Origin of the sequence: Streptomyces diastaticus subsp. diastaticus (assembly GCF_011170125.1) — a bacterium.
In the GTDB taxonomy this organism is placed as follows: Bacteria; Actinomycetota; Actinomycetes; order Streptomycetales; family Streptomycetaceae; genus Streptomyces; species Streptomyces diastaticus.
Genome location: NZ_BLLN01000003.1, coordinates 1,498,555 through 1,525,446, shown reverse-complemented (window position 1 = coordinate 1,525,446; position 26,892 = coordinate 1,498,555). Strand labels below are relative to the sequence as shown.

The window sequence follows — 26,892 nt, the reverse complement described above, 5'->3', positions numbered from 1 at the left end:
GTCGGCGGGGCGGTCGAGGCGGTACGTCAGGGGGCCGGATCGGGCCGGGAACCGGTGTCGGACGCGTCCGGCGCGGACTCCTTCTCCTCCCTCTCCGCGAGGGCCTCGGGGGCGGGCAGCCGCCGGATCAGGCGGGTCAGGGTGGGCAGCGCGGCCAGGGTCGACACGATGCCCATGAAGGCGAACACCCAGGAGGCGCCGCCCGCGTCGAAGATGGTGCCGACCGCGAGGATGCCGAGCGGCTGGGCGCCGTACGAGAGGAAGGTGACGGCGCCCATGACGCGGCCTTGCATCCGGTCGGGTACGAGCACGGCGACGTAGGCGAAGAACAGGGCGTTCACGATCGGGCCGCGCAGGAAGACGAGGGCGAGCACGACGCCGAGGGAGACCACTCCGGGCACGGTCATCAGGAGGGCGGCCGCGAGGGGGCCGATCCACGCCGCCGCGAGGAACAGGGTGGCGGGCTTCAGCCGTCTCAGGGCCCAGGTCGCCAGAACCGCGCCGACCAGTCCGCCGGCTCCGGCGATGCTGAGCATGAGACTGATCGAGGCTTCGGAGGCGCCCCGGTCCTTGCCGGTGGCGATCAGTGCGAGGAAGGCGCCGGTGTGGTTGAACGCCATGTTGGAGCCCATGATCCACACGATCCAGACGAGCAGGACCGGTGTGCGCCCGATGAACCGGAAGCCCTCCCTGGCCTTGCCGCGCTCGCCGCCCGCGACCGGCGCGGCCTGGAGCGGCTTGCGCACGAAGAGCAGGGCGACGGCGGCCGCGGCGAAGGCCAGGCCCGTCGCGACGAACGGCAGGGAGCGCGCCACGCCGAACAGCGAACTGCCCAGCGGGGCGCCCGCGACGGTGGCGCCCAGCGGCCGGATCTGGTTCTGGGCGGTGGCCTTCGTCAGCTGCGAGGGCGGGACGACCTGTTTGATCGCGGCGAGTGCGGGCGGCTCGGACAGGCCCAGGCACAGGGCCGAGAGCGCGACGAGGGCGAAGACGGCGGGGACGTTGGCGTGGCCGCTGACGACGAGCAGGCTGAACAGGCCGAGCAGCACGGCGCGTCCGGCGTCGCACAGGATCATCAGCCGGCGCCGGTCCATGCGGTCGGCGAGTGCGCCGCCCCAGATCGAGGTGGCGCCGGCCACGAGGAGCTGTACGGCGCCGACGGCTCCGGCGTAGGCGGCCTTGCCGGTGACGGCGAGGATCAGCAGCGGGTAGGCGACCTCGACGGACTCCTTGCCGATGGAGGCGAGGAAGCGGCTGATCCACAGGGCCTGGAAGTCGCGGTTGCGGATCAGTGGCACTTCGGCGCCGGGCGCGCTGGGCGCGGCGGCCGGCTGGTCGGGCACGGTCTTCTCGGGTGGGGTCACGGGCGGGGCTCGCCATCTGTGCGGTCGGTGTGTCCATGGAGGGCGATCGCCCGGTCCGTCTCGCGGGCGACGGCTCCGACGTGGGGTGCGGTCAGCATCGACCAGTGGTCGCCGGGAACGGGTCTGATCTCTGTGGAGGTGTGCAGGAGTGCGAGCGCGCGCCGTATCCGGGCGGCGTCGGCGGGACGCGCGGACGCCGTGAGGACGACGGCGGGGCAGGGCACCGGCCGCGGCCGGTGGCGCAGCAGCGCGCGAATCCGGGAGAGGAAGACGCGGCGCGGGCGAGGGGCCCTGGCCAGTTTCGCGCCGAACGTGCCGCGGCCGAGCAGCACGTCGGCCTGGAGCCGTAGTTGGGCGGTGAGGAAGGCCGGGTCGGTGGCGACGGGCCGCCCCTTGCGGTCGGGCGCGTACCCGTCCAGGCACAGCAGGACGTCCACCCGCTGGCCCGCGCCGGTGAGCTGACGGGCGGCCTCCTGGGCGACGACGGCGCCGAAGGACCAGCCACCGAGTGTGTACGGGCCCTCGGGCTGCACGGCGCGCAGGGCGGCGACGTGCCGGCCGGCGATGTGGCTGACGGAGGCGCCGAGGGGCTGCGCGCTCTCCAGGCCGTGGACCGGCCGGGTGGTGTCGAGCGCCGCGGCCAGTTCCTGGTATCCGGCGGTGCTGTCGAGGGAGTCGGCGACCAGGAACACCGGGCGGCCCGTGCCCGGCCGCAGCCGGACCGTGCCCGCCGGCGGTGCTGCCGCCTCGCCGGCCCGCTCGACGAGGGCGAGCAGGTTCCCGAAGGTCGGGTCGGCGAGGAAGTCGGCCACCGCAACCGTGGCGGCGGTACGCCGTCGTACGTCGCCCATCAGCATCACCGCCGAGAGGGACTCCCCGCCGAGCGCGAGGAAGTCGTCCCCGGCCGAGGCGCCGTTCACGCCGAGGGCCGCGCACCAGAGGCGTTCGACGGTCCGGGCGAGCCCGCCGCGCCCCTCACCCGGTTCAGCTGAACGCTGCGGGGCTCGCGCGGAGGCGTCCCGGCCGGTGGTGTGAGCGCCGTCGTCCTCCGGTTCCACGGGGTCGTAGCTCTGCACGGGCAGCGAGCGGCGCCGGGGCCGCGGGGTACCGGCGAGTTCCGCGAGGTCGATGCCGGCGCCCCGCTCCCACAGAGTGCCCAGAGCCCGCAGCAGGGTGGCTTCGGCGCGGTCCGGCTCGGCGCCGATGAACGGCACGGTCGTGTGCGCCGGGTCCCACGCGGTGTGCCGGCGCAGCGCCCCGATCGTCGACGTTCCGGGGCCCAGCTCGACGTAGAGGTCGCACCCCGCGTCGAGGAGGGTTGTCAGCCCGCTCTCCAGGCGTACGGTGCCGCGCAGCTGACGGGCCCAGTGGTCGGGGGTGCGCAGGTGCTCCGGGTCGGCCCAGGTTCCGGTGGAGTTGGCCACCACGCGCAGGGCGGGCGCCTGGGAGGGCTCGGCGACGACGGCGGCGCGCAGCGCGTCGGCCGCCTCCGTCATGGCGGAGGAGTGGAAGGCGTGCCGCACGTCGAGCAGCCGTACGTCGAGCCCGTCGAGGGTGTCGCCGTCGAGCAGCCGGTCCATGGCCGCGCAGGGGCCGGCCAGGACGGTGCGGCCGGGGCCGGCGACGGCGACCTCGACACCGGGATGCGCCTGGCCCAGGCGGGCAGCCAGCTCGGCGCGGGAGGCGGTGACGGCGGCCATCCGGCCGGGCTCGGTGTCCCGCATGGCGGTGGCCCGGGCATGGACGAGACGGGCGGCCTGCTCCGGGGACCACACCCCGGCGAGCGTCGCGGCCGTGTACTCGCCGATGCTGTTCCCGAGCAGGGCGCTCGGCGTCACACCGAGGTCCATGAGGTTCCGGCCCAGGGTGTGGCCCAGCACGAGCAGCCCGAGCTGCTGGTGCACGGTGTCCTCGAACCACCCGCCCGGGGCGGCCTGTTCGTCGACGACGGGGGCGAGGTCGACCCCGCACACGTCGCGCACGGTCTCCCGCCAGGTGTCGAAGGCGGCGCGGAAGGAGGGCTGGAGCCGGTACGCGGCGGCGCCCGCCGCGCCGGTGAGGGTGCCCTGGCCGGGCAGGAGGAAGGCGACGCGGTCCAGGCCCGCCGGGGAGGCGAGGGGGGCCGCCACGCGCAGGGTGCCGGCCGCGTTCTCGGAGCCGTCCACGACCACGGCCTGGCGCCAGGGAAGACGCCGGCGGTCGGCGAGGGTCCGGGCGGCCTGCGCGAGCAACGCGTCGCCGTCCTCGTGCGCGGCGCCGGAGCCGAGGGCGTCGGCCAGTTCGTCGCGCAGGGCGTCGCGGGAGCGCGCCGACGTGCCCGAGAGGGCGAGCAGCCGGGGGCCGCCGCGGGCAGCGGCGGGCAGGGCCCGTACCGGAGCCTGGGCCAGCACCACATGAGCGTTGGTGCCGCCGACCCCGAAGGAGCTGACGGCGGCGAGGCGAGGGCGCCCGCCGTCGGGCGCGGGCCACGGCGCGCGCCGCGCGCACACCTCGAAGGGGGTGGAGTCCAGGCCGAGCAGCGGGTTGGGCCGCTGGTAGTGGAGGGTGGGGACGAGCTCCCCGTGCTCCAGCATGAGCAGGGTCTTGATGAGTCCCGCCACGCCGGACGCGGAGCCCGTGTGGCCGATGTTGCTCTTGACGGCGCCGATCCAGCAGCCGCGCACCGCCTCGGTCGACGTGCGGAACGCATCGGTGAGCGCCTGGAGTTCGACCGGGTCGCCCATCCTGGTGGCGGTCCCGTGCGCCTCGACGTAGCCGATCTCGGCCGGGTCGACGCCGGCCGTCTTCTGCGCGAGCAGGATCGCGTCGCGCTGTCCCGCGAGGGACGGTGCGGTGTAGCCGATCTTGTCGCTGCCGTCGTTGTTGAGGGCGGTGCCGAGCAGCACACCGGCGATGCGGTCGTCGTCGCGCAGGGCGTCGTCGAGCCGTTTGAGTACGACGAGGCCCACGCCCTCGCCGGGTACCGTGCCCCGCGCCTCCTCGTCGAAGGGGCGGCAGTGCCCGTCCGGCGAGAGAATGCCGCCCTCCTGGTAGAGGTAGCCCCATTCCCCCTGCGGCGCCAGGGACACTCCCCCGGCGAGGGCCGCGTCGCACTCGTACGACAGCAGGCTCTGTACGGCCGTGTGGACGGCGGTGAGTGAGGTGGAGCAGGCCGTCTGCACGGTGACGGCGGGACCGCGCAGGCCGAGTTTGTAGGCGGCGCGGGTGGTCAGGAAGTCCGGTCGGCGCCCGATCATCTGGGCGAGCGCGTCCACGTCGTCCCTCTGGGGCAGGACCGGGCCCTCGGAACCGGCGTAGAGACCGATCCAGCCGGGGAAGCGGGCCGGGTCGAGGGCCGCGTCGTCGAGCGCGGCGGCGGCGCACTCCAGAAAGACGCGGTGCTGCGGGTCGAGGAGGGCGGCCTCGGCGCGGCTGTAGCCGAAGGCCCGCCAGTCGAAGGACCGGGAGCCGTCGAGGACGCCGCGCGCGGCGACGTAGTCGGGGTGCCAGACGAGGTCGGGGTCCGCGCCGGCCGCGACGAGGTCGTCCCGTTTGAACTGGGTGATTCCCTCGCTGCCGGAGCGCAGCGCGTGCCAGAAGCTCCGCACGTCCGGCGCGCCCGGGTAGCGGCAGGCCATTCCGACGACCGCGACGGCGGTCTCCGAGTCATGGGGGTGGGACTGGGTGCTCATACGCGGCCTCCCGTGCCGGGGCGGCGGGTTCGGCGGCGGGCGGCGGCGCGGGCGTCGAGGTCGCCGGAGCGGCTTCCTGCCGCGACGGGCGGGCTCTCGGGGCGTGCGACGAGGCGCGCCATCGCGCCGACCGTGGTGCTCTCGAACAGGCGCTGGACGGGCAGCTCGGTGCCGAAGGCCCGGCACAGTTCGGCGTGGAGGGTGACGAGTTTCAGGGAGGTCCCGCCGCAGTCGAAGAAGTTCGCCTCGGCGCCCGGCGCACGGGCCGGGTCGAGGCCGAGGACGGACGCCCAGATCGCGGCGACGCGCTGCTCGACGGCGGACTCGGGCTCGGCGAGCACCGCGGTGGCCCGCGAGGTCGTGACGGCGGTGCCGGTGTCCACCTCGGCCCGCAGGGCACCCCGCGTGGCGCCGAGCGATGCCGCCAGCTGCGCCACCGTGCTCTCGCCCGGCTCGGCGAACGCCGCGAGGAAGAGCGGGTACAGGCGCGCCAGCTCCCGCACGGCGTCCACCGGGAGGCGGTCACCGCGGTACACCATCTCGCCGCTCAGCCGCTCACCGGTCACGGCCAGTCCCACGGTCAGGGCGAACTTCCCGTAGGTGGCGCTGCCCTGTGCGCTCTCCAGGGGCAGCAGCCGCGCGTCGCCGACGCGCGGCGGGGTGTGTGCCCGCGTCTGCGGGGCGAGCACCACGTCGAGGTACGGGGTCGTGCCCGCGACGCGCGGTGGGTTGAGGGCTTCGACGACGTGTGCGAAGGGGACGTACCGGTCCTCCAGGGCGTCGAGGACACCGTCGCGGACCGCTTCGAGGAACGCGCCGACCGTCGTGTCGGCGTCGCAGCCGGTGGGCACCACCACGGTGTTGAGGCAGGGCCCGACGACCCGTGCGAACGCGTCGCCCTCCCGGGTGTCGACGGGGAAGCCGAACGTCAGCCGGGGGTCACCCGTCGCGTGGTGCAGCAGTGCGGCGAGCGCGGCGGAGGCCACCATGAACCATGACATGCCCAGGCGTTCCTGGAGGGGCCGCATGCGCCGCAGCAGGCCGTCGGGCAGCGCGATCGGCACCGTGCCGTGCGGCTCGGGCACGGCGGGCGCGGCCAGGCCGAGCCGGCTCGGGGCGTCGCGGAGTGTGTCGGTCCAGCGGGCGAGGGCTTCGGGGGCGGGCCGTTCGGTGACGGCGGCCAGCTCACGGAACTGCCGCACGGGGGCACCGGCCCCGCTCCCGCCGGCCGCGTACTCCTCACGCAGGTCCTCCAGCAGGATCGGCAACGACTGCGCGTCGAACACGATGTGGTGCGCCGTCAGCGCCAGCGTCTGTCCGTCGGGGCCGTCGATCAGCGCGGCACGCAGCAGCGGCCCCGCCTCCAGGTCGAAGGGGTCGTCGGCAGCGGCCCGCAGCAGCGCCGCGAGCTGCTCCCGGCTGTCGGCCCGCCGGGTGCGGACCCCGGGCCGCCAGGGCCCGCCGACGCGCTGGCGCACCTCGTCCGCGCGCCGGGTGAACGTGGTCCGCAGCGCTTCGTGGCGCGCCACCACCCGCTCCAGGGCCGCGGCGAGCCGGCCCGCGTCGAGGTGCCCGTCCACGCGCCAGGCGAACGGCACGTTGTAGAGGCCGGGTCGGGGATCGACGTGCTCGGCGAGCCAGATCTGCTGCTGGAACGCGGTGGCCCCGCTCTCCTCAACCGTCGGGACCCGCGAGGCGGCCGGGTCCCGCTCGCCGGGCTCCGCCTCGGCGTCGATGCGGGCCGCCAGGTCGGCGAGGACCGGGACGCGGAACAGGTCGCGCAGGCGCAGCCGCACACCGAGCCGCTCGCGGATCCGGGCGACCAGGGTGACGCCGCGCAGCGAGTGACCGCCGAGTTCCCAGAACGAGGCGTCCCGTGAGGTGACGGGCACCTCCAGGAGTTCCGACCACATCGCGGCCAGCTTCCGCTCGGTGGGGGTGCGCAGATCCCCGGCCCGCGGTGCCGCGCCGTCCGGTTCCGGCCGCCGGGTGAGGAGTTCGAGCATGTGGGCCCGGTCCGCCTTGCCGGTGGAGCCGATCGGCAGCTCGTCCAGGACCAGCCAGCGCGCCGGGACCATGTACTCCGGGAGCCGCTCGGCGAGGCGGGCGGAGAGGGCGCCGGGCAGGTCGGCGCGGGCCACCTCGGCGCTCGCGCCGGGCAGGACGCAGCCCGCCAGATTGCTGTCACCGGTCTTCTCGACGAAGGCGGCGTCCACGAGACCGGTGGCCACCGCGGCGCGCTCGACCTCCTCCAGTTCGATGCGGAAGCCGCGCAGCTTGACCTGCCGGTCGCGGCGGCCCAGCGTCTCCAGCTCCCCGTCGGGCAGCAGACGCGCCAGGTCCCCGGTGCGGTAGAGGCGCTCGCCGGTGCCGGGCGCGGTGACGAACCGCTCGGCGGTCAGCTCCGCACGGTGCAGATACCCCAGGGCCACGCCCGGCCCTCCCAGGCACAGCTCCCCCGGCTCGCCGGCCGGCACCTGCCGCAGCTCGTCGTCGAGGACGTGGGCGGTGGTGCGCTGCAACGGGCGGCCGATCGGGACGCGCTCGCGCCCGGCGAGGCTCGCCTCGGTGCACAGGAACCAGGTGGCGAAGGCCGTGGCCTCGGTCGGCCCGTACCCGTTGACCAGGCGCCGGGGACCGCCCGCCGAGAGCACCCGGCGCGCCGCGGCCAGGTCGAGCTGCTCGCCGCCGACGACGAGGGTCTCCAGGGAGGAGAAGGCGTCGGGCAGTTCCCAGGCGGCGGCGTGGAACAGCGAGGTGGTCAGGAACATCACGGTGACGGCCTGGTCACGGACGAGCGCGACCCACTCGTCCAGGGCGAGGTCGGTGACGGTCGGCAGCGGCACCACGGTGCCGCCCGCGCAGAGCGTCGACCAGATCTCGCACGTCGTCACGTCGAAGGCCGGATTGCAGGTGCTCGCCACCCGGTCACCGGGCTCGATCGGGCAGTACGCGGCCCCCTCCACCAGGCGCTCGACCGCGCGGTGCGGTACGGCGACGCCCTTGGGCCGGCCCGTCGACCCGGACGTGTAGGTGACGTACAGGGGGTCCTCGCCGGACCGGGTGGCGAGCACCGGGGGGCGCCCGGCGTCGTCCACACCGTCCGCGCGCAGCACGGGAGTCGAGGCCGGCACGCGGGTGCGCTCACCGACCACCGCGGCGACCGCACCCGACTCGGCGAGCAGCTCGGCGACCCGCTCGGGCGGCGCCTGCCGGTCGAGCGGCAGATACGCGGCGCCGGCACGGGCGATACCGAGGAACGCCACCACGAGCTCCGCGGACCGGGGCAGGTCCACGGCCACCAGGTCGCCGGGCCGCACCCCGCGGCCGGCGAGCGCGGCGGCGAGCCGCCCGGAGCGCTGCCACAGCCGCGCGTACGTCAGACGCGCGCCGCTCACCGGGTCGTCCACGGCGAGCTGGGCGGGCCGCCGGCGTACCCAGCGCTCCACCAGGGCCGGCACGCCGGAACTCTCGGCGAGCCGGGCCCGGTCGATCTTGCCGTTCGCGGTGAGCGGCAGGCGCGGCAGCACCACCACGTCGTCGGGGACCAGATAGGACGGCAGCTCCTCCTGGAGGGCCCGGCGCAAGGCCACGCCGTCGACGCCCGCCGCACCGTCGTCCGCACCCTCCGCGAGAACGACGTAGGCCGTCATCCGGCCGCCGCCGTCGCCGTCCTTGTCGACGACGACCGACGCCTGGGCGACGCGGGGCTGCCGCGTCAAGGCCGCCTCCGTCTCCCCCGGCTCGATACGGAAGCCGTTGACCTTGACCTGACGGTCCGCGCGCCCCACGTACCTCAGATCGCCGGCGGTGTCCCGGCGGGCCAGGTCGCCGGTGGCGTACATCCGCTCCCCTCGCGCGCCGAACGGGTCGGGCAGGAAGCGCTCCCGGGTCAGTGCCTCGTTGCCCTCGTAGCCGGCCGCGACGTGCGCCCCGGCCACGTACAGCTGCCCGGTCCCGCCGTCCGCCACCGGCCGCAGTTCCGCGTCGAGGAGGTGGACGCGCGTGTGGTCCATGGGGCGGCCGATGGGGATGTCCCCGTCGGCCGGCGGACCGGGGTGGATGCGGTGGCGCGTGGCGAACGTGGTCGTCTCCGTCGGGCCGTAGCCGTTGTAGAGAGTGGTCCCCGGGCACGCCTCGACGACACGGCGCACCGCGTCCGGCGGGACCACGTCACCCCCCGTCCACACCTCACGGGCGCCTTCCAGACAGCCCGGGTCGCCTGTTGCCAGCGCCCCGAACAGGCCCGCGGTGAGCCACAGCGCCGTGACGCGGCCCCCGCCCACCAGACGCCGCAGCAGCGGCGCGTTGATCTCCTCGGGGGCCACCACGACGCGGCCGCCGGACAACAGCGGCACCCAGATCTCGTAGGTGGAGGCGTCGAAGGCGTGGGGCGAGTGGAACAGCACCCGCTCGTGGGCACCACCGCGCCACACACGGTCGCACGCGAGGGCGAGCACGTTGCGGTGCGTGACCCGGACGCCCTTGGGGGCACCGGTGGACCCGGAGGTGTGCATGACGTACAGCACGTCGCCGGCCCCGGCCGTCCCGGCCCCCGGCTCGTCGTACGGTCTGTCCACCGCGTCGGACGGGCCCTCGGGCACACCGTCCTCGCCCACCAGAAGGGTGCGCCGTCCCGCCGCCGCGGGGTGCTGCGCGCTGTGCGCGTCCACCACCAGCAGCGCGCAGCCGACGCTCTCCAGGATCTCTCCCAGCCGTGCTTCGGGAGAACGCGCGTCGAGCGGCACACAGGCGGCGCCCGTCTTCGCCACGGCGAGCAAGGTGACCACCACGGCGGCGGACCGCTCGACCAGCACGCCGACCCGGCCGCCCCGACGGGCGCCCCCGGCGACCAGGCGCCGGGCGAGACGCTCGGCGCGGGCGTCCAGTTCCGCGTAGGAAAGCTGGTGTTCCCCGTGGCACCCGTACTCGACGGCGACCGCGTCGGGGGTCTGCGCGACCTGCTTCCCGAAGACCTCGGTCAGAGTGCCGCCCGGAATCGGTATCCCCGGCTCGTCGGTGTCCGTGAGCACACCAGCGCTCTCGTGTGCCCCGTTCAGCCTTTCCATGACAGCCTTTCCGTCTTCCGTGACCGCTGTGCCCGGCCATGGCCGCGCACACCGGATCGGCCCGCGGCGGCGCGAGCCGCACGGGGCCTGGACATGGGGATCAGAGAACTCGGGCCCGAACGGCCCGGTGGGAGAAGAAGGGAGGACGTCGAACCGGATGAGAGCCGGGGTCGACATCGCAGTCGTGCGCCACGCCGGAGAGAAGCCGGGTCAAGGCACGGTCAGGGCCCGGTCAGTCGCCCGTGAGTCTCCTGCGCGGACGCCTTCGTCCCGCGCGGACCGGCAGCCACCCCGCTGTCTCCTCCATGTGCTCGCCCCCCGGAGCGTTCAAGATCGTGAAGAGATTTCCAATCTATGAACCGTCGCCCGCAGAAACAAGGCGGACCAGGGCTTCTGGCTGGAAGATCTGTCGCGCCGGAGGTGTGAGGGGCGCTTCACCTGCCCTGACGCCGCCGGCGCCTGATGGGTGGCAGCCCCCGCGCGTCCTGCGGGTGGCCGATTCGCATCCCTCGGACTCCCGGGGAGCACGGCTCGGCGGGGCGGACCTTCCGGCGCGACGGCGCGTCGTCGGACGCGTCACCGGCCTCCGACGTCCGTCCTCAACCGCGGTAGGCCTCCAGCAGCCGCAACCACACCTCGCTGATGGTCGGGTAGGACGGGACCGCGTGCCAGAGCCGGGCGACGGGGACCTCGCCGGCGACCGCGATCGTGGCGGACTGGAGAAGTTCACCGACGCCGGGGCCGACGAAGGTGACGCCGAGGAGGATCTCGCGGTCGAGGTCGACCACCATGCGGGCGCGCCCCCGGTAGCCGTCCCGGTGGAGGGCGGCCCCGGCGACCCCGGCGAGGTCCTGGTCGACGGCGCGGACCCGGTGGCCGGCCTCCTCGGCCTGTGCGAGCGTCAGGCCGACCGAGGTGGCCTCCGGGTCGGTGAAGACGACCTGCGGGACCGCGTCGTGGTCGGCGGTGGCGCTGTCCGCGCCCCAGCGGCCGGTGTCCAGGGGGCGCCCCTGGGCACGGGCGGCGATGACCGATCCGGCGATCCGGGCCTGGTACTTGCCCTGGTGGGTGAGGAGGGCCCGGTGGTTGCAGTCGCCGACGGCGTAGAGCCAGTCGCTGCCGGTGACCCGCAGGGTGTCGTCGACGGTGAGCCAGTCGCCGGGGGCCAGGCCCACCGTGTCGAGGCCGAGATCTCCGGTGCGCGGCCTGCGGCCGGTGGCGAAGAGGACCTCGTCCGCCTGGAGGGTGGAGCCGTCGTCCAGGGTGAGGGTGACCCCGCAGGCGTCACGGGAGAGCGCGGTGACCGAGACGCCGGTGCGGACGTCCGCCCCCGCGGCGCGCAGACTCTCGGCGACCAGTTCCCCGGCGAACGGCTCCATCCCGGACAGCAGCCCGCCGCCCCGGACCAGCAGGGTGACCTGGGCGCCCAGCCCCTGCCAGGCGGTGGCCATCTCGGCGCCGACCACCCCGCCGCCGACGACGGCCAGCCGCCCGGGAACCTCCTCGGCGCTGGTCGCCTCCCTGCTGGTCCAGGGGCGGGCCCCGGCCATGCCCGGCAGGTCCGGCAGGGCGGCGCTGGTGCCGGTGCACAGGGCGACGGCGTGGCGGGCGGCCAGCGTGGTGACCCGGCCGTCCTCGGCGGTCACGGTGACCCGGCGCTCCCCGGCGAGGCGGCCGTGCCCCCGGTGGAGGACGGTGCCGGTGGAGTCGACCCACTCCGCCTGGCTGTCGTCCTTCCAGTCGGAGGCGAAGCTGTCGCGGCGGGCGAGGACGGCGCCGCTGTCGAGCGGTCCCCCGGTCATCCGCTCCAGACCGGGCAGCCCGCGGGCGTCGGCCTGGGCGAGGACCGGCCCGAGCAGGGCCTTGCTGGGCATGCACGCCCAGTAGGAGCATTCGCCGCCGACCAGCTCGCTCTCGACGATCGCGGCGCTCAGACCGGCCGCGCGGGCGCGGTCGGCGACGTTCTCACCCACCGGTCCGGCGCCGACGACGACCACGTCGTAGGTGTGGTCCGGGGCCTTCGCGGGGGTGGCGGTGTCATCCGTTCGGGCTTGCGTCATACCGCCAGTGTGGCGGGGGGTGTGCGCCACGGCCACACGGGTAGCGGCACCCGGATACGGAATACACCCGCCCGCCGTGCCGTTGTGCGAGGCGGTTCAGCAGTCAGCAGGAAGGTACCCCGCCATGAGCACTGTGGAACTCACCAAGGAGAACTTCGACCAGACGGTCATGGACAACGAATTCGTCCTGATCGACTTCTGGGCGTCGTGGTGCGGTCCGTGCCGTTCGTTCGCACCGGTCTACGAAGCGGCCTCGGAGACCCACCCCGACCTGGTCTTCGGCAAGGTCGACACGGAGGCCCAGCAGGAGCTGGCCGCCGCGTTCGGCATCCAGTCGATTCCCACGCTGATGATCGTCCGCGACCGGGTGGCGGTCTTCGCCCAGCCCGGCGCCCTGCCCGCCGAGGCCCTGGAGGACGTGATCGGCCAGGCCCGCGCCCTGGACATGCAGGAGGTCCACAAGTCGGTGGCGGAGGCACAGGCCGCCGAGGCCAAGGGCGACCAGCCGGACGCGCGGGGCTGACGCACCCCCTGCTGTCCGCCAGGCCCCTCGAAGGCGGGGCCGTACCGGGTTGCCGGTACGGCCCCGCCTTTCCCGCAGGGGCGCGCCGGCACGTGGCGGACCGGTGAACACCCGCACCCGCTGGACCGGTTGCCCGGGGCAGGGCTTACCGTGGCGCGGGTGACTATCGATACCGGTGACCTGCCCTTCTCCCCCGCTCCCGGCCGCGACGGCGCCACGGCGACGGTGGCGGCCGACCCCCGCCGCGTCGGCGCCGTCCGCACCGAGTACGCCCCCGAGAAGGACGGCGACCCCGACCCGGGGGAGATCGTGTGGACCTGGGTGCCGTACGAGGAGAACGACGGCCGGGGCAAGGACCGGCCGGTGCTGGTGGTGGCCCGCGAGTCCGCGGGCACGCTGCTGGCGGTACAGCTGACCAGCAAGGACCGGCGCGACGACAACGACTGGGTGGCGATCGGCGCGGGTCCGTGGGACCGGGAGGGCCGCCCGTCGTGGGTGGCCCTCGACCGGGTGCTGCGGGTCCACGAGGACGGCATGCGCCGCGAGGCGTGCGCACTGGACCGGGGCCGCTTCAACCTGGTGGTGCTGCGGCTGCGGGAGCGGCACGGTTGGCAGTAGCCGCTTGGTGCCGCGCGGCCCCCTCAGATCCGTCCCGCGGCGAAGACGGTCTCGAAGGCCGTCCGGGTGGCCGCGTCCCGCGACCGGTCCAGGACGGCGAGAACGACGGTGTCGAAGGTGTGCGCGAAGCGCGCGCCAGGTGCGGTGAGCAGCCGCCGGAAGGCGGCGGCCACCTCGGTCGCGTCGTTCTGGAAGACACCGCAGCCCCAGGCTCCGAGGACCAGCCGCCGCACCCCCTGGGCGGCGGCGCACTCCACGACGCGCTCGGCCCGGCGGGCGAGGGCCGGCCCCACCTCGGCGGCGGCGCGGACGGGGTCGGCACGGCGCAGCACGCCCGCGTTCGGGGCGGGGCTGGTGAGGAACCCGGCGGTGCGCGGGTGTTCCAGCAGGGTGCCCCGGTCGTCGCGGAAAACGGGGACGCCGGGCGAGAAGATGACCCGGTCGGAGTAGAGCGGGTCCCGGTGCTCGCGGTGGTGGGCGTAGTAGGCGGGGACGCGTAGCAGACAGGTGTGCAGGGCGGTGGCGCGGCAGCCCGCCTCTTCCTGGGCCTGGGCGCCGTTGAGGTAGCCACCGCCGGGGTTGCGGGCCGAGGCGAAGTTCAGGGCGGCGACCGGGCCGCCCTCCTGGGCGGCCAGCCGCAGGACGGCGGCGGTGGTGGACTCCGCCGTCACGGCGACGGTGGTGGAGGCGGCGCGGGGACCGTCCGGCACGGGGACCGGCTCGGGTCCGTACAGGCGGGTGGCGTCGCGCGCGGCGGCGATCCCACCGGACAGATCGCGCCAGATTCCGGAAGGCGACCGGTATCCGCCGTCGGCCACGATCGTCTGGTTCTCGCGGGCCACGGCCCGCAGTCGTGCGCTCACACCGCTCCCGTCGTTCCTTCTCCGGCCGCCACCGGGCATGCCGGTGCGGCGCCCCGCGGGCGGCCTCGGACGCCATGGTGTCGGCCGCGTTTTCGTGGGCACAACTCTTTTTCCGGAACACCGGCCCGGCCGGGAGGCGCGGTTGTGCGATGGGCGGCGAGCGTCTTGGCTGGACGGGTGACATCACGGCGCCCCCGCCGGGGAAGCGCCGTGCACCACGGCGGTCCTCCCACAAGGAGTGCGTCCATGTCCCAGTCGCCGACCCCCTCGTCCGCCTCCTCCCACCCGCCCGACGGCGGGCTGCCCGCCTGGCCCACACGGACCGGTCCGGCCGTGGCTCCGAGCGAGGACTCCTTCTCGGAGCTGGTACGAGGCATCTGTTTCAAGACCGGCCCGCCCCGCACGGTGGGGGTGGAGCTGGAGTGGCTCGTGCACGACGCGGCCGACCCGCTGCGCGAGGTCTCCGCGGACCGGCTGCGCGCGGCCCACACGGTCCTGAAGGACCTGCCGCTGAACTCGCTGTTCACCGTGGAACCCGGCGGCCAGCTCGAACTCAGCTCCGCGCCCGCCCCCTCGCTGGCCGTCTGCGTGGAGCAGGTCTCCGCCGACATGGTGGTGCTGCGCGGGGCACTGGCGGCGCTCGGCCTGCGGGTGACGGGACTGGGCACCGAGCCCTCCCTCCCCGGTGAGCGCCTGCTGCGGGAGCCGCGCTACGACGCGATGGAGCGCTACCTCGACCGGGCGGGCCCGGCCGGGCGGCACATGATGCGCTCCTCCGCCTCGGTGCAGGTCTGCCTGGACGCCGGATACGAGGAACCCGGGCCACAGGGCCACCACCGGCGCTGGCGCCTCGCCCATCTGCTGGGCCCGGTGCTGGTCGCCGCCTTCGCCAACTCACCCGTCCTGCAGGGGCGGCTGACCGGCTGGCGGTCGACCCGGCAGTCCCTGTGGGCCGCGATCGAGCCCGGCCGGTCCGCGGCGCCGCCGCTGGACGCGGAGCCGCGCCGGGCGTGGACCGAACGGGTGCTGGACGCCCCGGTGATGTGCGTCCGCGCCGAGGACGGGCCGTGGGACGCGCCGCGGGGACTGACCTTCCGCGACTGGGTGCGCGGGGGAGGGCCCCGGCCGGTCACCGAGCAGGACCTCGCCTACCACCTGACGACGCTCTTCCCGCCGGTGCGCCCACGCGGTCACCTGGAGCTGCGGATGATCGACGCGCAGCCCGGTGAGGACGGCTGGCGGGTACCGCTCGCCGTGACCTGCGCGCTCTTCGACGACGCGGAGTCCTCGGAGACCGCCTACCGGCTCGTCAAGCCGCTGGCCGAGCGCGCCACCGGCGGGCCCGCCCCGCACAACGCGCTGTGGCGGGACGCGGCCCGCTCGGGGCTCGCCGACCCGGAGCTGCGGGAGGCGGCGACCGCCTGCTTCGCCACCGCCCTCCAGGCGCTGCCACGGCTGGGCGTCGGCGAGGAACTGACGGCGCAGGTCGACGCGTTCGCCGAGCGGTACACGCGGGCGGGCCGCTGCCCCGCGGACGACTTCCTGGACACCTGCCTGGACATCCGCCCCGGCCGGGGCCCCGCCGAGGGGCCGGCCGCGCACGGGACGGTCAGGGGAGAGGACGCACCGGCATGACCACTTCGTCCACCGGCACACCGCGGACCGCCGGGCAGCCCCCGCCGGGCCCCGAGGCACTGCGGGAGCGGGCACTGACCGCGCTGCTCGCCGCGCGGGAGCGGACGGCGCTGCTCACCGACTGCGTGGAGGGCCCGGAGCTGACGGCCCAGCACTCCCCCCTGATGTCGCCGCTGGTCTGGGACCTCGCGCACATCGGCAACCAGGAGGAGCTGTGGCTGGTGCGCGCCGTCGGCGGGCGCGACCCGCTGCGCCCCGAGATCGACTCGCTGTACGACGCGTTCGAGCATCCGCGCGCCGAACGGCCCTCCCTGCCGCTGCTCGCTCCCGAGGAGGCCCGGCGGTACGCGGCGGAGGTGCGGGGCCGGGCGCTGGACGTGCTCGCCTCGGCGCCGGTGGAGGGCGAGCGGCTGACCGCCTCCGGGTTCGCCTTCGGCATGGTCGCCCAGCACGAGCAGCAGCACGACGAGACCATGCTCGTCACCCATCAGTTGCGGCGCGGCCCGGCCGTGCTGGACGCCCCGGCGCCGCCGGACCCGGTTGCCGAGGCCCCGCTGCCGGGCCCGGAGGCGCTGGTGCCCGGCGGTCCGTTCACCATGGGCACCTCCGCCGAGCCGTGGGCGCTGGACAACGAGCGGCCCGCGCACCGGCGGGACGTGGCCGCGTTCTGGCTCGACACGGCCCCGGTGACCTGTGGGGCGTACCAGCGGTTCATCGAGGACGGCGGGTACGACGAGGCGCGGTGGTGGCACCCGGCGGGGCTGCGGATGGTCCGCGAACACGACGTGCGGGCACCGCTGTTCTGGCGGCGGGAGGGCACCGCCTGGGTGCGGCGCCGGTTCGGGGTGGTGGAGCCGGTGCCCGCCGACGAGCCGGTGGTGCACGTCAGCTGGTACGAGGCGGACGCCTACGCCCGCTGGGCCGGGCGGCGGCTGCCGACGGAGGCCGAGTGGGAGAAGGCCGCCCGGTTCGACCCGGCTTCCGGGCGCGCCCGCCGCTACCCGTGGGGCGACACCGACCCGGGCCCCGTCCACGCCAACCTGGGCCAGCGCCATCTGCGCCCCGCCCCGGTCGGCGCCTACCCGGCGGGCCGTTCCCCGCTGGGGATCGGGCAGCTCATCGGCGACGTGTGGGAGTGGACGGCCGACGACTTCCTGCCGTATCCGGGGTTCGCGCCCTTCCCGTACCGCGAGTACTCGGAAGTCTTCTTCGGGGATGCTCACAAGGTGCTGCGGGGCGGGTCCTTCGGCGTGGACCCGGTCGCCTGCCGCGGGACGTTCCGCAACTGGGACCTGCCGGTGCGCCGGCAGATCTTCGCCGGGTTCCGCACCGCGCGGAACGCCGCCGAGGGCGAGGGTGCCGCGTGAGCGGGCGGGGGCGGGCCTGATGTGCCGCCATCTGGCCTACGTGGGCCCGGCGCTGCCGCTGGGCGACCTGCTCTCCGTGCCGGTGCACAGCCTGTTCCGCCAGTCCTGGGAGCCGCGCCACCAGCGGTACGGCACGGTCAACGCCGACGGGTTCGGCATGGGCTGGTACGCGCCCGGCGACCCGGTCCCGGCGCGCTACCGCCGGGCGGGGCCGATCTGGGCCGACCCGTCCTTCGGCGACCTCGCGCGGGTGATACGCAGCACGGCGCTGCTGGCGGCGGTACGCGACGCGACGGCGGCCGGGGCGGACCCGGAGGCGGCGGTGGCGCCGTACACCGACGGGCCCTGGCTGTTCAGCCACAACGGCGCGGTGGCCGGGTGGCCCCGGTCGCTGGCCAAGCCGGCCGCCTCGCTGGAGCCGCTGGCCCTGCTGGAGCTGGAGGCCCGGTGCGACGCGGCCCTGGTGTGGGCGATGGTCCGGGACCGGCTGCGGCGCGGCGAGGAGCCCGGCGGCGCGCTGGCCGGGGCGGTCGGCACCGTGGCGGCGGCCGCGCCCGGCTCCCGGCTCAACCTGCTGCTGACCGACGGCCGTTCGGTCGCGGCGACCACCTGGGGCGACACCCTCTTCCACCGCGAGGGGCCGGCCGGCGGCCGCGTGGTCGCCTCGGAGCCCTACGACGACGAGCCGGGGTGGCGGGCCGTGCCGGACCGGACGCTGCTGCTCGCCGATGCCCAGGAAGTCACCCTCCTCCCCCTCAAGGAGCCCTCCGCGTGAGCCCGTTCCGCATCACCCGCACCCTGCCCGAGGACGCCACCGGTGCCGCCCTGCGCGAGGACGTCCGCGCCGGTCTCACCTCGGCACCCAAGACGCTGCCGCCCAAGTGGTTCTACGACGCGCGGGGCAGCGAGCTGTTCGAGGAGATCACCCGGCTCCCGGAGTACTACCCGACCCGTGCCGAGCGCGAGATCCTCCGGGACCGGGCGGGTGAGATCGCGGCGGCGCTCCCCGCGCGGACGCTGGTGGAGCTGGGCTCGGGGTCCTCGGAGAAGACCCGGCTGCTGCTGGACGCGCTGGGCGGCCTGGAGGCGTACGTCCCGGTGGACGTGAGCGAGAGCGCGTTGCGCGGCGCCGGTGAGGCACTGGCCCGGGAGCGGCCGGGGCTGCGGGTGCACGCGCTGATCGCCGACTTCACCGGGCGGCTGGAGCTGCCCGAGGGGCTGCCGGGTCCGCGCCTGGTGGCCTTCCTCGGCGGGACACTGGGCAATCTGCTGCCCGCGGAGCGCGCGGCGTTCCTGTCGTCGGTACGGGCGACGATGGCGCCGGGCGACGGCCTGCTGCTCGGCACCGACCTGGTGAAGGACGAGGAGACCCTGGTCGCCGCCTACGACGACGCGCGGGGCGTGACGGCCGAGTTCGACAAGAACGTGCTGCGGGTCGTCAATCGTGAACTCGGTGCCGACTTCGACCTCGGCGGCTTCGACCACGTGGCCCGCTGGGACCCGGAGCGGGAGTGGATCGAGATGCGGCTGCGGGCCCGGGCTGCGGCCACGGTGAAGATCCCGGCGCTGGATCTGGCGGTGGAGTTCGCCGAGGGCGAGGAGCTGCGGACGGAGGTGTCGGCGAAGTTCCGTGAGGAGGGCGTACGCGCGGAACTGGCGGCGGCCGGCCTCACCGCGGCCGGCTGGTGGACGGACCGGGCGGGACGGTTCGCCCTCTCGCTGTCGCTGGCCTGACGACGTGCGCCCGGGGGCCCCGGCGGCCCCCGGGCGCGTCGCCGCGCGGTCAGCGGGTGCGCAGGTCGAGCGTCTTGGTGATGCGCTTAGAGGCGGCCTTGGCGGCGGTCTCGGGGTCGGTGCCGGTGAGCACCTCGGTCATGTACGCCTTGATCGGGTTGTCACCCTCGACGGCGGCCCAGCGCGGGGAGTTGGGCGTCGCCCGGCCGTGGGCGGCGCCCTCGGCCATCGCGGCCGACCCCTCGTCGGCGCTGACGGCGTCGGCGAGCGTGGTCTTGTTGGGCACGTAGTTCATCGTCTTGGCGAGGTCGATCTGCCACTTCTCGCCGGCGAGTGCCTTGATGAGCTCGACGGCCCCGGCGCGGTTGTCGGTCTTCTCGCGGACCACGAGGTCGGAGCCGCCGGTGAAGACGGCGCCGGGCTTGGCGGCGGTCTTGCCGGGCACGGGGAAGAAGCCGAGCTTGCCCTTGAGGGCGGGGTTCTCCTCGACGATGGTCTGGGCGGTGCCCGGCACGGTGATGATCTGGCCGACGTCGCCCTTGGCGAAGACCTCTGCCTGCGGCGGGTTCTCCTCGTCGGCGTCCTTCGGGCCCTTGCCGAGTTCCTGGAGCCGGCGGTAGAAGTCCATGCCGCGCAGGGCGGCGGGGGTGTCCAGGGCGCCTTCCCAGATGTTGCCGGACTCCTTGGCGAGGTCTCCGCCCTCGTCCCAGATGAAGCCGGAGAGGGTGTACCAGTCCTGTCCGGCGAGGTAGATGCCCTGACGGCCGGACTCGTTGATCTTCTCGGTGTCGGCGAGCCACTGCGCGCGGGTCTTCGGCGGCTCGGAGACGCCGGCCTCGGCGAAGACGTCCTTGTTGTAGATCACCACACGGTTGGCGGCGTACCAGGGGATGCCGTACTGCGAGCCCCCGAAACGGCCGGGATCGGCGAGGCCGGGCACCCAGTCGTCCATGCCGAGGTCGCGCATCGACTCCAGGGTCAGGTCGACCAGGCCGCCGCCGTCGACGTACTGGGCGACCTGGGTGTTGCCCACCTCGATGACGTCGGGGGCGGTGTCGTGGTCGTCCGACTTGAGGGCCTCGTCGACCTTGCCGGTGATGCCGGTCCACTCCTGCACCTCGACCTTGAGGCTCAGCGAGGGGTGCTCCTTCTCGAACTCCTTCGTGAACCGCTCGACGAACCCGGCCGTCGCACTGCCCTTCATCAACCAGAGGGTGATCTCCTCCCGGTCGTCGCCACCGGGGAGGAGCCCGCACCCCGTCAGGAGGGAGGCGGAGGCCAGGAACACGACGAGGGTGGTACAGCGGGTCTTCACGTGGGTCGCTTTCTGCCTTCAAACAGGAGGGAGACGGTCCCGACGTGGGGGGCAGCGCGCGCGCTCGTACGGGTGTACGCACCACCCTGGTATAGACCAAATCGCCGGTCAAGAGGCCGCGGGCGAATCCGCCCATTACGGTTGGGTGACGACAACCGTCTCGGGGAGCCCGCCCGTACCGGAGGAGGACGTCCGCCATGTCCGATCACGTCTACCGCGTCACCGAGATCGTCGGCACCTCACCCGAAGGCGTGGACCAGGCGATCCGCAACGGTATCGAACGCGCCTCCCAGACTCTGCGCGGCCTCGACTGGTTCGAGGTCACCCAGGTGCGCGGGGCGATCGCCGACGGGCACGTCGCGCACTACCAGGTGGGGCTGAAGGTCGGCTTCCGCCTGGAGGGCCCCGACGGCGCCTGACGGCGCCGCCCCGCCCCGGGCGGGGGCCGCCCCGGACCGGTTCAGGTCCGGCCCTCGCGCTCCTGCCCGGCGCGCAACTCCCGCGAGGTGCGGCCCCAGTCGGCCGCCACCGCCCGGAACCCGGCCCGCTCCGCCTCCGCGAGGACCAGCGGGTCGTCGTCCACGAGCATCCGCACGGTCCGGGTGGCCCGCAGGCCGCGCAGCGCCTCCAGCTTGGTGCGCACGGCCGGGCGCCGGTCGTGGTCGCCGCGCATGAGCACGGGCCCCTCGGGCAGTCCGTGCGCCCGCAGCCACGCCTCGGTGTCGGCCCGGCACCGCTCCGGACGGCCCGTCAGGTAGAGCAGGTCGCAGTCGGCGGCGGCCTCGCGGGCCAGCGCGACGCCCTCGGACAGTGGCGGGTCCTGGGGCGCCGCGGCGAAGAAGCCGCGCCAGTCGCGCGGGGAGTGCTCCAGGAAGTGCTGGCGGTGGGCGGTGTCGGCGAGGGTGCCGTCGAGGTCGAAGACGGCGATCGGGCGCGGCTCGGTCACCGGGACACCGTAGCGCCCGGCGGGCGGCGGCGGCCGTCGGGACCTCGGGGGAATCGTCCGAGCGGCGTGCGGCGTTGCAGCGGAGGTGAATACCGTGATCGGCCCGTCCGGCCCCGTGCCCCCCTCCCCCGCCACCGGTGCGGGCGCCTTCCCGGGGGTCCGCTTCTCCGTCCTGGACCGCTCCCGGGTACGCGAGGGACGCCCGGTGGGTGAGGCGCTGCGCGAGACGGTGGCGCTGGCGCGGGAGGCGGAGCGGCTCGGGTACCACCGGTTCTGGGTCTCGGAGCACCACGGGGTGCCGGGAGTCGCCGGCTCCGCGCCGGCGGTGCTCGCGGCGGCGGTGGCCTCGGCGACCGCCCGCATCCGGGTCGGCACCGGCGGGGTGATGCTCCCCAACCACCAGCCGCTGGTGGTGGCCGAGCAGTTCGGTGTGCTGGAGTCGCTCTTCCCCGGCCGGATCGACATGGGGCTCGGCCGCTCGGTCGGGTTCACCGACGGGGTCCGCAGGGCCCTGGGCCGGGGCAAGGACGAGGCGGATGCCTTCCCCGAGCGCCTCGCCGAGCTCCTCGGCTACTTCGAGGGGCCCGCCGCCTCGGGAGTACGCGCCCGGCCGGCGGACGCCGTGCGCGTCCCCGCCTTCGTCCTGGCCACGGGGGCGGGCGCGCGGACGGCCGCGGCGGCGGGGCTGCCGCTGGTGATCGGCGGCCCGCGCCGGGAGAAGCTGGTCCGGGCGGCGCGGACCTACCGCGAGGAGTTCCGCCCCGGCCCCTGGGCCGCCGACCCGTACGTCGTGGTCTCCGGCGAGGTCGCCCTCGCCCCGGACGAGCGGGCGGCCCGCCGCCTGTTGCTCCCCGAGGCGTGGGCGATGTCGCACGCGCGCACCCACGGCACCTTCCCGCCGCTGGCCCCGGCCGCGCGGATCGAGGCCATGGACCTCCCGGAGCGGCAGCGGGGCCTGCTGGAGAGCGGGCTGGACGGCGGGGTGTCCGGCACCGAGGAGCAGGTGACGGAGCGGCTGGGCGGGCTGATCGAGGCGACAGGGGCCCAGGAGGTGCTGGTGACGACCAGCACGTACGACCGCGCGGGGCTGCTGGACTCCTACCGGCGGCTGGCCCGGCTCGCGGGGCTGGTCCCGTCCGGCGCCCGCTGAGGCCCCCCGGGGCCCGCGAAACGCACGGGAGCCCCGCCACCGACCGGCCGGGACGGTGACGAGGCTCTCGGGGTGGCCCGCCGGAAGGGCGCGGGACACGGGACGGGACCGGAGGGTTGAGCACCACGGCCGGCCCCGCCTGTACGGGGGCGGGTCAGCGCCGGCCGCCCTTGCGGGTGGCGCGCAGCCACTCCTTGTTCATGTGGGTGATGGAGAAGAGCGGGATGCCCTTCGGACAGGCGGTGGCGCACTCCCCGGCGAGGGTGCAGCCGCCGAAGCCCTCCGCGTCCATGGTGGCCACCATGTCCAGCACGCGGGACTCGCGTTCGGGCGCGCCCTGCGGGAGGACGTTGAGGTGGCTGACCTTGGCGGCGGTGAAGAGCATCGCCGAGCCGTTGGGGCAGGCCGCCACGCAGGCCCCGCAGCCGATGCACTCGGCGTTCTCGAAGGCGTAGTCGGCGTCTGGCTTGGGCACCGGGGTGGCGTGCGCCTCGGGGGCGGTACCGGTGGGCGCCGAGATGTAGCCGCCGGACTGGATGACGCGGTCGAAGGCGGACCGGTCGACGACGAGGTCCTTGACGACCGGGAAGGCCGAGGCCCGCCACGGCTCGACGTCGATGGTGTCGCCGTCGGAGAACGAGCGCATGTGGAGCTGGCAGGTGGTGGTCCGCTCCGGGCCGTGCGCGTCGCCGTTGATGACGAGGCTGCACGCGCCGCAGATGCCCTCGCGGCAGTCGTGGTCGAAGGCGACCGGGTCCTCGCCCTTGAGGGTGAGCTCTTCGTTGAGGGTGTCGAGCATCTCCAGGAAGGACATGTCCTGGCTGATGCCGTCCACCTCGTAGGTGGACATGGCGCCGGGCTCGTCGGCGTTCTTCTGCCGCCAGACGCGCAGGGTGAGCTTCATGCGTAGCTCCGCTGGGTGGGGTGGACGTACTCGAAGACCAGGTCTTCCTTGTGCAGGACGGGAGCCTCGCCGGTGCCGCCGAACTCCCACGCCGCGGCGTAGGAGAACTCCTCGTCCCGCCGCTCGGCCTCGCCGTCCGGGGTCTGGGACTCGACGCGGAAGTGGCCGCCGCAGGACTCGGCGCGGTGCAGCGCGTCGAGGCACATCAGCTCGGCCAGCTCCAGGTAGTCGACGACGCGGTTGGCGCGCTCCAGCGACTGGTTGAACTCCTCGCCGGTGCCGGGGACCTTGATGCGGCGCCAGAACTCCTCGCGGATCTCGGGGAGGCGGGCGAGTGCGGTGCGCAGCCCGTCCTCGCTGCGTGCCATGCCGCAGTACTCCCACATGAGTTCACCGATCTCGCGGTGGAAGGAGTCGGGGGTGCGGTCGCCGTCGACGGCGAGCAGCAGGTTGAGCCGGTCCTGGGTCTCGGCGACGGTCTCGGCGACGGCCGGGTGGTCGGCGGAGACGTCCTCGGTGTGCGGGTTGCGAGCGAGGTAGTCGTTGATGGTGGACGGCAGCACGAAGTAGCCGTCGGCGAGACCCTGCATGAGCGCGGAGGCGCCCAGCCGGTTGGCCCCGTGGTCGGAGAAGTTGGCCTCGCCGATGGCGAAGAGGCCGGGGATGGTGGTCTGGAGGTCGTAGTCGACCCAGAGCCCGCCCATCGTGTAGTGCACGGCGGGGTAGATCCGCATCGGGACCTGGTAGGGGTCCTCGTCGGTGATCCGCTGGTACATGTCGAAGAGGTTGCCGTACTTGGCCTCGACGGCCTTGCGGCCCATCCGCTCGATGGCCTCGGCGAAGTCGAGGTACACGCCCTGCCCGCCGGGGCCGACGCCGCGCCCCTCGTCGCAGACGTTCTTGGCGGCGCGGGAGGCGATGTCGCGGGGGACGAGGTTGCCGAAGGACGGGTAGACGCGCTCCAGGTAGTAGTCGCGCTCGTCCTCGGGGATCTGGTCCGGCGGCCGCTGGTCTCCCTTGGCCTTGGGCACCCAGATCCGGCCGTCGTTGCGCAGCGACTCGCTCATCAGGGTGAGCTTGGACTGGTGGTCCCCGGTGCGCGGGATGCAGGTCGGGTGGATCTGCGTGAAGCAGGGGTTGGCGAAGTACGCGCCCTTGCGGTGCGCCCGCCAGATGGCGGTCGCGTTGGAGTTCATGGCGTTGGTCGAGAGGTAGAAGACGTTGCCGTAGCCGCCGGTGGCGAGGACGACGGCGTCCGCGAAGTACGTGTCGATCCGGCCGGTGACCAGGTCGCGGGCGACGATGCCGCGGGCCTTGCCGTCGACCACGACCAGGTCGAGCATCTCGGTGCGGTGGTGCATCTCGACGGTGCCCGCGCCGATCTGCCGGGAGAGCGCCTGGTAGGCGCCGAGCAGCAGTTGCTGGCCCGTCTGGCCGCGGGCGTAGAAGGTGCGGGAGACCTGTACGCCCCCGAAGGAGCGGTTGTCGAGCAGGCCGCCGTACTCGCGGGCGAAGGGGACGCCCTGGGCGACGCACTGGTCGATGATCTCCACGGAGATCTGCGCGAGCCGGTGGACGTTGGACTCGCGGGCGCGGAAGTCGCCGCCCTTGACCGTGTCGTAGAAGAGGCGGTGCACGGAGTCGCCGTCGTTGCGGTAGTTCTTCGCGGCGTTGATGCCGCCCTGGGCGGCGACCGAGTGGGCCCGGCGCGACGAGTCCTGGAAGCAGAACTGGACGACGTGGTAGCCCTGCTCGGCCAGGGTCGCACCGGCCGAGCCGCCGGCCAGGCCGGTACCGACGACGATGACGGTGTGCTTGCGGCGGTTGGCGGGGTTGACCAGCTTCGCCTCGAAGCGGCGGGTGTCCCAGCGCTCGTCGACCGGTCCGGCCGGGGCCTTGGCGTCGGCGATCGGCTCACCGGTGGTGTAGCGGGTGTAGTCGGTGTCAGCCATGGTCAGCTCACCAATCCGGTCATGACGGCGACGGGTACGGCGATGAAGCCGAGGGTCAGGAGGAGGGCCAGGACGTTGGCGGTGGCCTTCAGCAGCCGGTCCCGGCTCCCGCTGCCCGCGCCGAGGGTCTGGGCGGCGCTCCAGAAGCCGTGCTGGATGTGCAGGCCGAGGGCGACCATCGCGACGATGTAGATGGTGTTGCCGTACCAGGTGGAGAAGGTCCCGACGACGTTCTGGTAGGCCTGGCCGTGCTGGAAGTCGCCGGCGTGGACGGTGCCCGTGGTCAGATCCAGGATGTGCCAGACGATGAACAGGCCGAGGATGATCCCGCCCCAGCGCATGGTGCGGGTGGCGTAGCCGGCCCTCGGCCGCTTGTGGACGTACTTGACCGGGCGGGCCCTGATGTCACGGCGGCTGAGCTGGGCGGCGGAGACGGCGTGCAGGACGACGGCTGCCAGCAGCACGACCCGCACGATCCACAGCGCCCACTCGTGGTGCAGGAAGGGCTCGCCCATGGTGCGCAGCCAGGCGGCGTAGCCGTTGAACTCACCGGCTCCGAAGAAGATCTTCAGGTTGCCCAGCATGTGGACGACCAGGTAGAGCAGCATGATCAGGCCGGTGACGGCCATCACGGTCTTCTTGCCGACGGACGAGTCCCAGAGCGTGCGGATCGTGGACGGCCGTCGGTCCGTCCTCGTTGCCAGAGCCATGGGCATGACGGTAGGGCCGGAAGGCCCGAGAGGTCCAAGACATGGTACGGCTCATTTCCATAGCCGTAGCCTATTCGGGTGTAATGTGCCGTTATGCAGTTCCAGCAGCTCCACTACTTCGTGGCGGTCGCCGAGACCCGCCACTTCACCCGGGCCGCCGAGATGGTGCACGTGGCGCAGCCCTCCCTCTCCCAGCAGATCCGGGCTCTGGAGCGGGAGCTGGGCGCCGACCTCTTCCTGCGCGCGCGGGGGAACATCACCCTCACCGACGCGGGGGAGGCCCTGCTGCCACTGGCCCGGCGCATCCTCGCCGACGCCGACACCGCCCGCCACGAGGTGCAGGAGCTGGCCCAGCTGCGCAGCGGCCGGGTCCGCCTCGGCGCCACCCCGAGCCTGTGCACGGGGCTGCTGCCGGACGTACTGCGCTCGTACCACGACCGCTACCCGGGCATCCGTCTGATGATCGAGGAGAACGGCTCGCACGACCTGGTCCGCGAGCTGGCACGGGGCGCGCTCGACCTGGCCCTGGTGGTGCTGCCGCTGCCCGCCCCCGCGCCCGCCCTGCTCACCACCGAGCTGCTCCGCGAGGACCTGGTGGTGGTCTCCGGGCGGGACGTGCCGGTCCCCGGCGGACACCGTCCGGTGCGCATCGCCGACCTGGCCGGTGAGCGGCTGGTGATGTTCCGGCACGGCTACGACCTGCGGGAGCTGACCGTCTCCGCCTGCCGGGCCGAGGGGTTCGAGCCCACCTTGGCGGTGGAGGGCGGCGAGATGGACGCGGTCCTCGGCTTCGTCCGCGCCGGGCTCGGCCACGCCGTGGTGCCGCGCATGGTCGCCGCCCGGGCCGGCCAGGATTTCCAGGTGACGCCGCTCGCCGCCCCGGGGCTGCACCGGACCATCGGGCTGGCCCGGCGCGGTGACGTCGACCCGCCGCGCGCCGCCCGGGAACTCCAGCGGATGCTGCTGGAGACGACCGGGACGGTGCGGGAGCCGGCCGCCGAGGGCTGAGGG

General features: G+C 74.4%; 19 protein-coding genes. 9 read left to right on the top strand and 10 right to left on the bottom strand.

The genetic code is table 11. From position 1 onward, the window contains the following. Positions 1–26: 26 nt before the first annotated feature. From Sdia_RS15270 to Sdia_RS15255, 4 genes are all read right to left on the bottom strand, one after another. Positions 27–1,364: an MFS transporter gene (locus Sdia_RS15270; protein ID WP_100455667.1), complete on the bottom strand. Its 1,338-nt coding sequence runs from the start codon at positions 1,362–1,364 to the stop codon at positions 27–29. Next, positions 1,361–5,035, bottom strand: coding sequence for a type I polyketide synthase (locus Sdia_RS15265; protein ID WP_189500324.1), 3,675 nt, complete (start codon positions 5,033–5,035; stop codon positions 1,361–1,363). Before Sdia_RS15265 ends, Sdia_RS15270 begins: the two co-directional genes overlap by 4 nt. Next, positions 5,032–10,104, bottom strand: a complete 5,073-nt coding sequence (locus tag Sdia_RS15260; protein WP_189500323.1) for a non-ribosomal peptide synthetase — start codon at positions 10,102–10,104, stop codon at positions 5,032–5,034. Before Sdia_RS15260 ends, Sdia_RS15265 begins: the two co-directional genes overlap by 4 nt. 599 nt (positions 10,105–10,703) lie before the next feature. Next, on the bottom strand, positions 10,704–12,164 hold the full coding sequence (locus Sdia_RS15255) for a dihydrolipoyl dehydrogenase family protein (protein ID WP_100455664.1): 1,461 nt from the start codon (positions 12,162–12,164) through the stop codon (positions 10,704–10,706). A gap of 124 nt (positions 12,165–12,288) precedes the next feature. Here Sdia_RS15255 and trxA point away from each other — a divergent pair, with 124 nt between their 5' ends. Both trxA and Sdia_RS15245 read left to right on the top strand, forming a co-directional pair. Further along, positions 12,289–12,687, top strand: a complete 399-nt coding sequence (gene trxA / locus Sdia_RS15250) for a thioredoxin (protein ID WP_100455663.1) — start codon at positions 12,289–12,291, stop codon at positions 12,685–12,687. A 159-nt stretch (positions 12,688–12,846) separates the two neighbouring features. Then, positions 12,847–13,305: a type II toxin-antitoxin system PemK/MazF family toxin gene (locus Sdia_RS15245; RefSeq protein WP_124288286.1), complete on the top strand. Its 459-nt coding sequence runs from the start codon at positions 12,847–12,849 to the stop codon at positions 13,303–13,305. 23 nt (positions 13,306–13,328) lie between these two features. Here the strand turns inward: Sdia_RS15245 and Sdia_RS15240 are convergent, their stop codons facing one another. Continuing rightward, the gene (locus tag Sdia_RS15240) at positions 13,329–14,168 is read right to left on the bottom strand and encodes a TIGR02452 family protein (protein ID WP_100455661.1); all 840 of its coding nucleotides are present in this window, start codon (positions 14,166–14,168) and stop codon (positions 13,329–13,331) included. 246 nt (positions 14,169–14,414) lie between these two features. Here Sdia_RS15240 and egtA point away from each other — a divergent pair, with 246 nt between their 5' ends. Genes egtA through egtD form a run of 4 tightly spaced genes read left to right on the top strand, consistent with a single transcriptional unit; the run spans position 14,415 to position 18,904 of the window. Next, positions 14,415–15,803, top strand: coding sequence for an ergothioneine biosynthesis glutamate--cysteine ligase EgtA (gene egtA, locus Sdia_RS15235; protein ID WP_115068353.1), 1,389 nt, complete (start codon positions 14,415–14,417; stop codon positions 15,801–15,803). Next, the gene (egtB, locus tag Sdia_RS15230) at positions 15,800–17,170 is read left to right on the top strand and encodes an ergothioneine biosynthesis protein EgtB (RefSeq protein ID WP_115068354.1); all 1,371 of its coding nucleotides are present in this window, start codon (positions 15,800–15,802) and stop codon (positions 17,168–17,170) included. The genes egtA and egtB overlap by 4 nt, the downstream gene beginning before the upstream one ends. 19 nt (positions 17,171–17,189) lie before the next feature. Continuing rightward, positions 17,190–17,945, top strand: a complete 756-nt coding sequence (gene egtC, locus Sdia_RS15225; RefSeq protein WP_100455797.1) for an ergothioneine biosynthesis protein EgtC — start codon at positions 17,190–17,192, stop codon at positions 17,943–17,945. After that, positions 17,942–18,904 carry an L-histidine N(alpha)-methyltransferase gene (egtD, locus tag Sdia_RS15220; RefSeq protein ID WP_189500322.1) on the top strand — a complete coding sequence of 321 codons (963 nt, stop codon included), beginning with the start codon at positions 17,942–17,944 and terminating at the stop codon, positions 18,902–18,904. Before egtC ends, egtD begins: the two co-directional genes overlap by 4 nt. Positions 18,905–18,953: 49 nt before the next feature. Here the strand turns inward: egtD and Sdia_RS15215 are convergent, their stop codons facing one another. Continuing rightward, positions 18,954–20,219 (bottom strand): extracellular solute-binding protein, encoded by a 1,266-nt coding sequence (locus Sdia_RS15215; protein ID WP_443098644.1) that lies wholly within the window; start codon positions 20,217–20,219, stop codon positions 18,954–18,956. Between the two features lie 197 nt (positions 20,220–20,416). On the opposite strand from Sdia_RS15215, the gene Sdia_RS15210 reads away from it, so the two are divergent. After that, positions 20,417–20,638, top strand: coding sequence for a dodecin (locus tag Sdia_RS15210; RefSeq protein ID WP_100455657.1), 222 nt, complete (start codon positions 20,417–20,419; stop codon positions 20,636–20,638). 41 nt (positions 20,639–20,679) lie between these two features. On the opposite strand, the gene Sdia_RS15205 is transcribed toward Sdia_RS15210, so the two are convergent. Then, positions 20,680–21,165 (bottom strand): phosphatase domain-containing protein, encoded by a 486-nt coding sequence (locus tag Sdia_RS15205; RefSeq protein ID WP_100455656.1) that lies wholly within the window; start codon positions 21,163–21,165, stop codon positions 20,680–20,682. 94 nt (positions 21,166–21,259) lie between these two features. Between Sdia_RS15205 and Sdia_RS15200 the strand changes: the two genes are divergently transcribed. After that, positions 21,260–22,315, top strand: coding sequence for an MsnO8 family LLM class oxidoreductase (locus Sdia_RS15200; protein ID WP_371874253.1), 1,056 nt, complete (start codon positions 21,260–21,262; stop codon positions 22,313–22,315). A gap of 154 nt (positions 22,316–22,469) precedes the next feature. Here the strand turns inward: Sdia_RS15200 and Sdia_RS15195 are convergent, their stop codons facing one another. Genes Sdia_RS15195 through Sdia_RS15185 form a run of 3 tightly spaced genes read right to left on the bottom strand, consistent with a single transcriptional unit; the run spans position 22,470 to position 25,881 of the window. After that, a complete protein-coding gene (locus Sdia_RS15195; RefSeq protein WP_100455654.1) occupies positions 22,470–23,219 on the bottom strand; it encodes a succinate dehydrogenase/fumarate reductase iron-sulfur subunit in 750 nt (249 codons plus the stop codon). Next, positions 23,216–25,171 carry a fumarate reductase/succinate dehydrogenase flavoprotein subunit gene (locus tag Sdia_RS15190; protein WP_100455653.1) on the bottom strand — a complete coding sequence of 652 codons (1,956 nt, stop codon included), beginning with the start codon at positions 25,169–25,171 and terminating at the stop codon, positions 23,216–23,218. The genes Sdia_RS15195 and Sdia_RS15190 overlap by 4 nt, the downstream gene beginning before the upstream one ends. Before the next feature lie 2 nt (positions 25,172–25,173). Beyond that, positions 25,174–25,881, bottom strand: coding sequence for a succinate dehydrogenase (locus Sdia_RS15185; protein WP_100455652.1), 708 nt, complete (start codon positions 25,879–25,881; stop codon positions 25,174–25,176). Between the two features lie 93 nt (positions 25,882–25,974). Here Sdia_RS15185 and Sdia_RS15180 point away from each other — a divergent pair, with 93 nt between their 5' ends. After that, positions 25,975–26,889, top strand: a complete 915-nt coding sequence (locus tag Sdia_RS15180; RefSeq protein ID WP_100455651.1) for a LysR family transcriptional regulator — start codon at positions 25,975–25,977, stop codon at positions 26,887–26,889. The last annotated feature ends 3 nt before the right edge of the window (positions 26,890–26,892 follow it).

Bases quoted from the DNA above. Each gene is read 5' to 3' on its own strand.
- egtC (WP_100455797.1), top strand. From the start codon at position 17,190: ATGTGCCGCCATCTGGCCTACGTGGGCCCGGCGCTGCCGCTGGGCGAC.
- egtB (WP_115068354.1), top strand. From the start codon at position 15,800: ATGACCACTTCGTCCACCGGCACACCGCGGACCGCCGGGCAGCCCCCG.
- Sdia_RS15185 (WP_100455652.1), bottom strand. From the start codon at position 25,881: ATGGCTCTGGCAACGAGGACGGACCGACGGCCGTCCACGATCCGCACG.
- Sdia_RS15195 (WP_100455654.1), bottom strand. From the start codon at position 23,219: ATGAAGCTCACCCTGCGCGTCTGGCGGCAGAAGAACGCCGACGAGCCC.
- Sdia_RS15190 (WP_100455653.1), bottom strand. From the start codon at position 25,171: ATGGCTGACACCGACTACACCCGCTACACCACCGGTGAGCCGATCGCC.
- Sdia_RS15260 (WP_189500323.1), bottom strand. From the start codon at position 10,104: ATGGAAAGGCTGAACGGGGCACACGAGAGCGCTGGTGTGCTCACGGAC.
- egtA (WP_115068353.1), top strand. From the start codon at position 14,415: ATGTCCCAGTCGCCGACCCCCTCGTCCGCCTCCTCCCACCCGCCCGAC.
- Sdia_RS15180 (WP_100455651.1), top strand. From the start codon at position 25,975: ATGCAGTTCCAGCAGCTCCACTACTTCGTGGCGGTCGCCGAGACCCGC.
- Sdia_RS15265 (WP_189500324.1), bottom strand. From the start codon at position 5,035: ATGAGCACCCAGTCCCACCCCCATGACTCGGAGACCGCCGTCGCGGTC.
- trxA (WP_100455663.1), top strand. From the start codon at position 12,289: ATGAGCACTGTGGAACTCACCAAGGAGAACTTCGACCAGACGGTCATG.
- Sdia_RS15210 (WP_100455657.1), top strand. From the start codon at position 20,417: ATGTCCGATCACGTCTACCGCGTCACCGAGATCGTCGGCACCTCACCC.
- Sdia_RS15255 (WP_100455664.1), bottom strand. From the start codon at position 12,164: ATGACGCAAGCCCGAACGGATGACACCGCCACCCCCGCGAAGGCCCCG.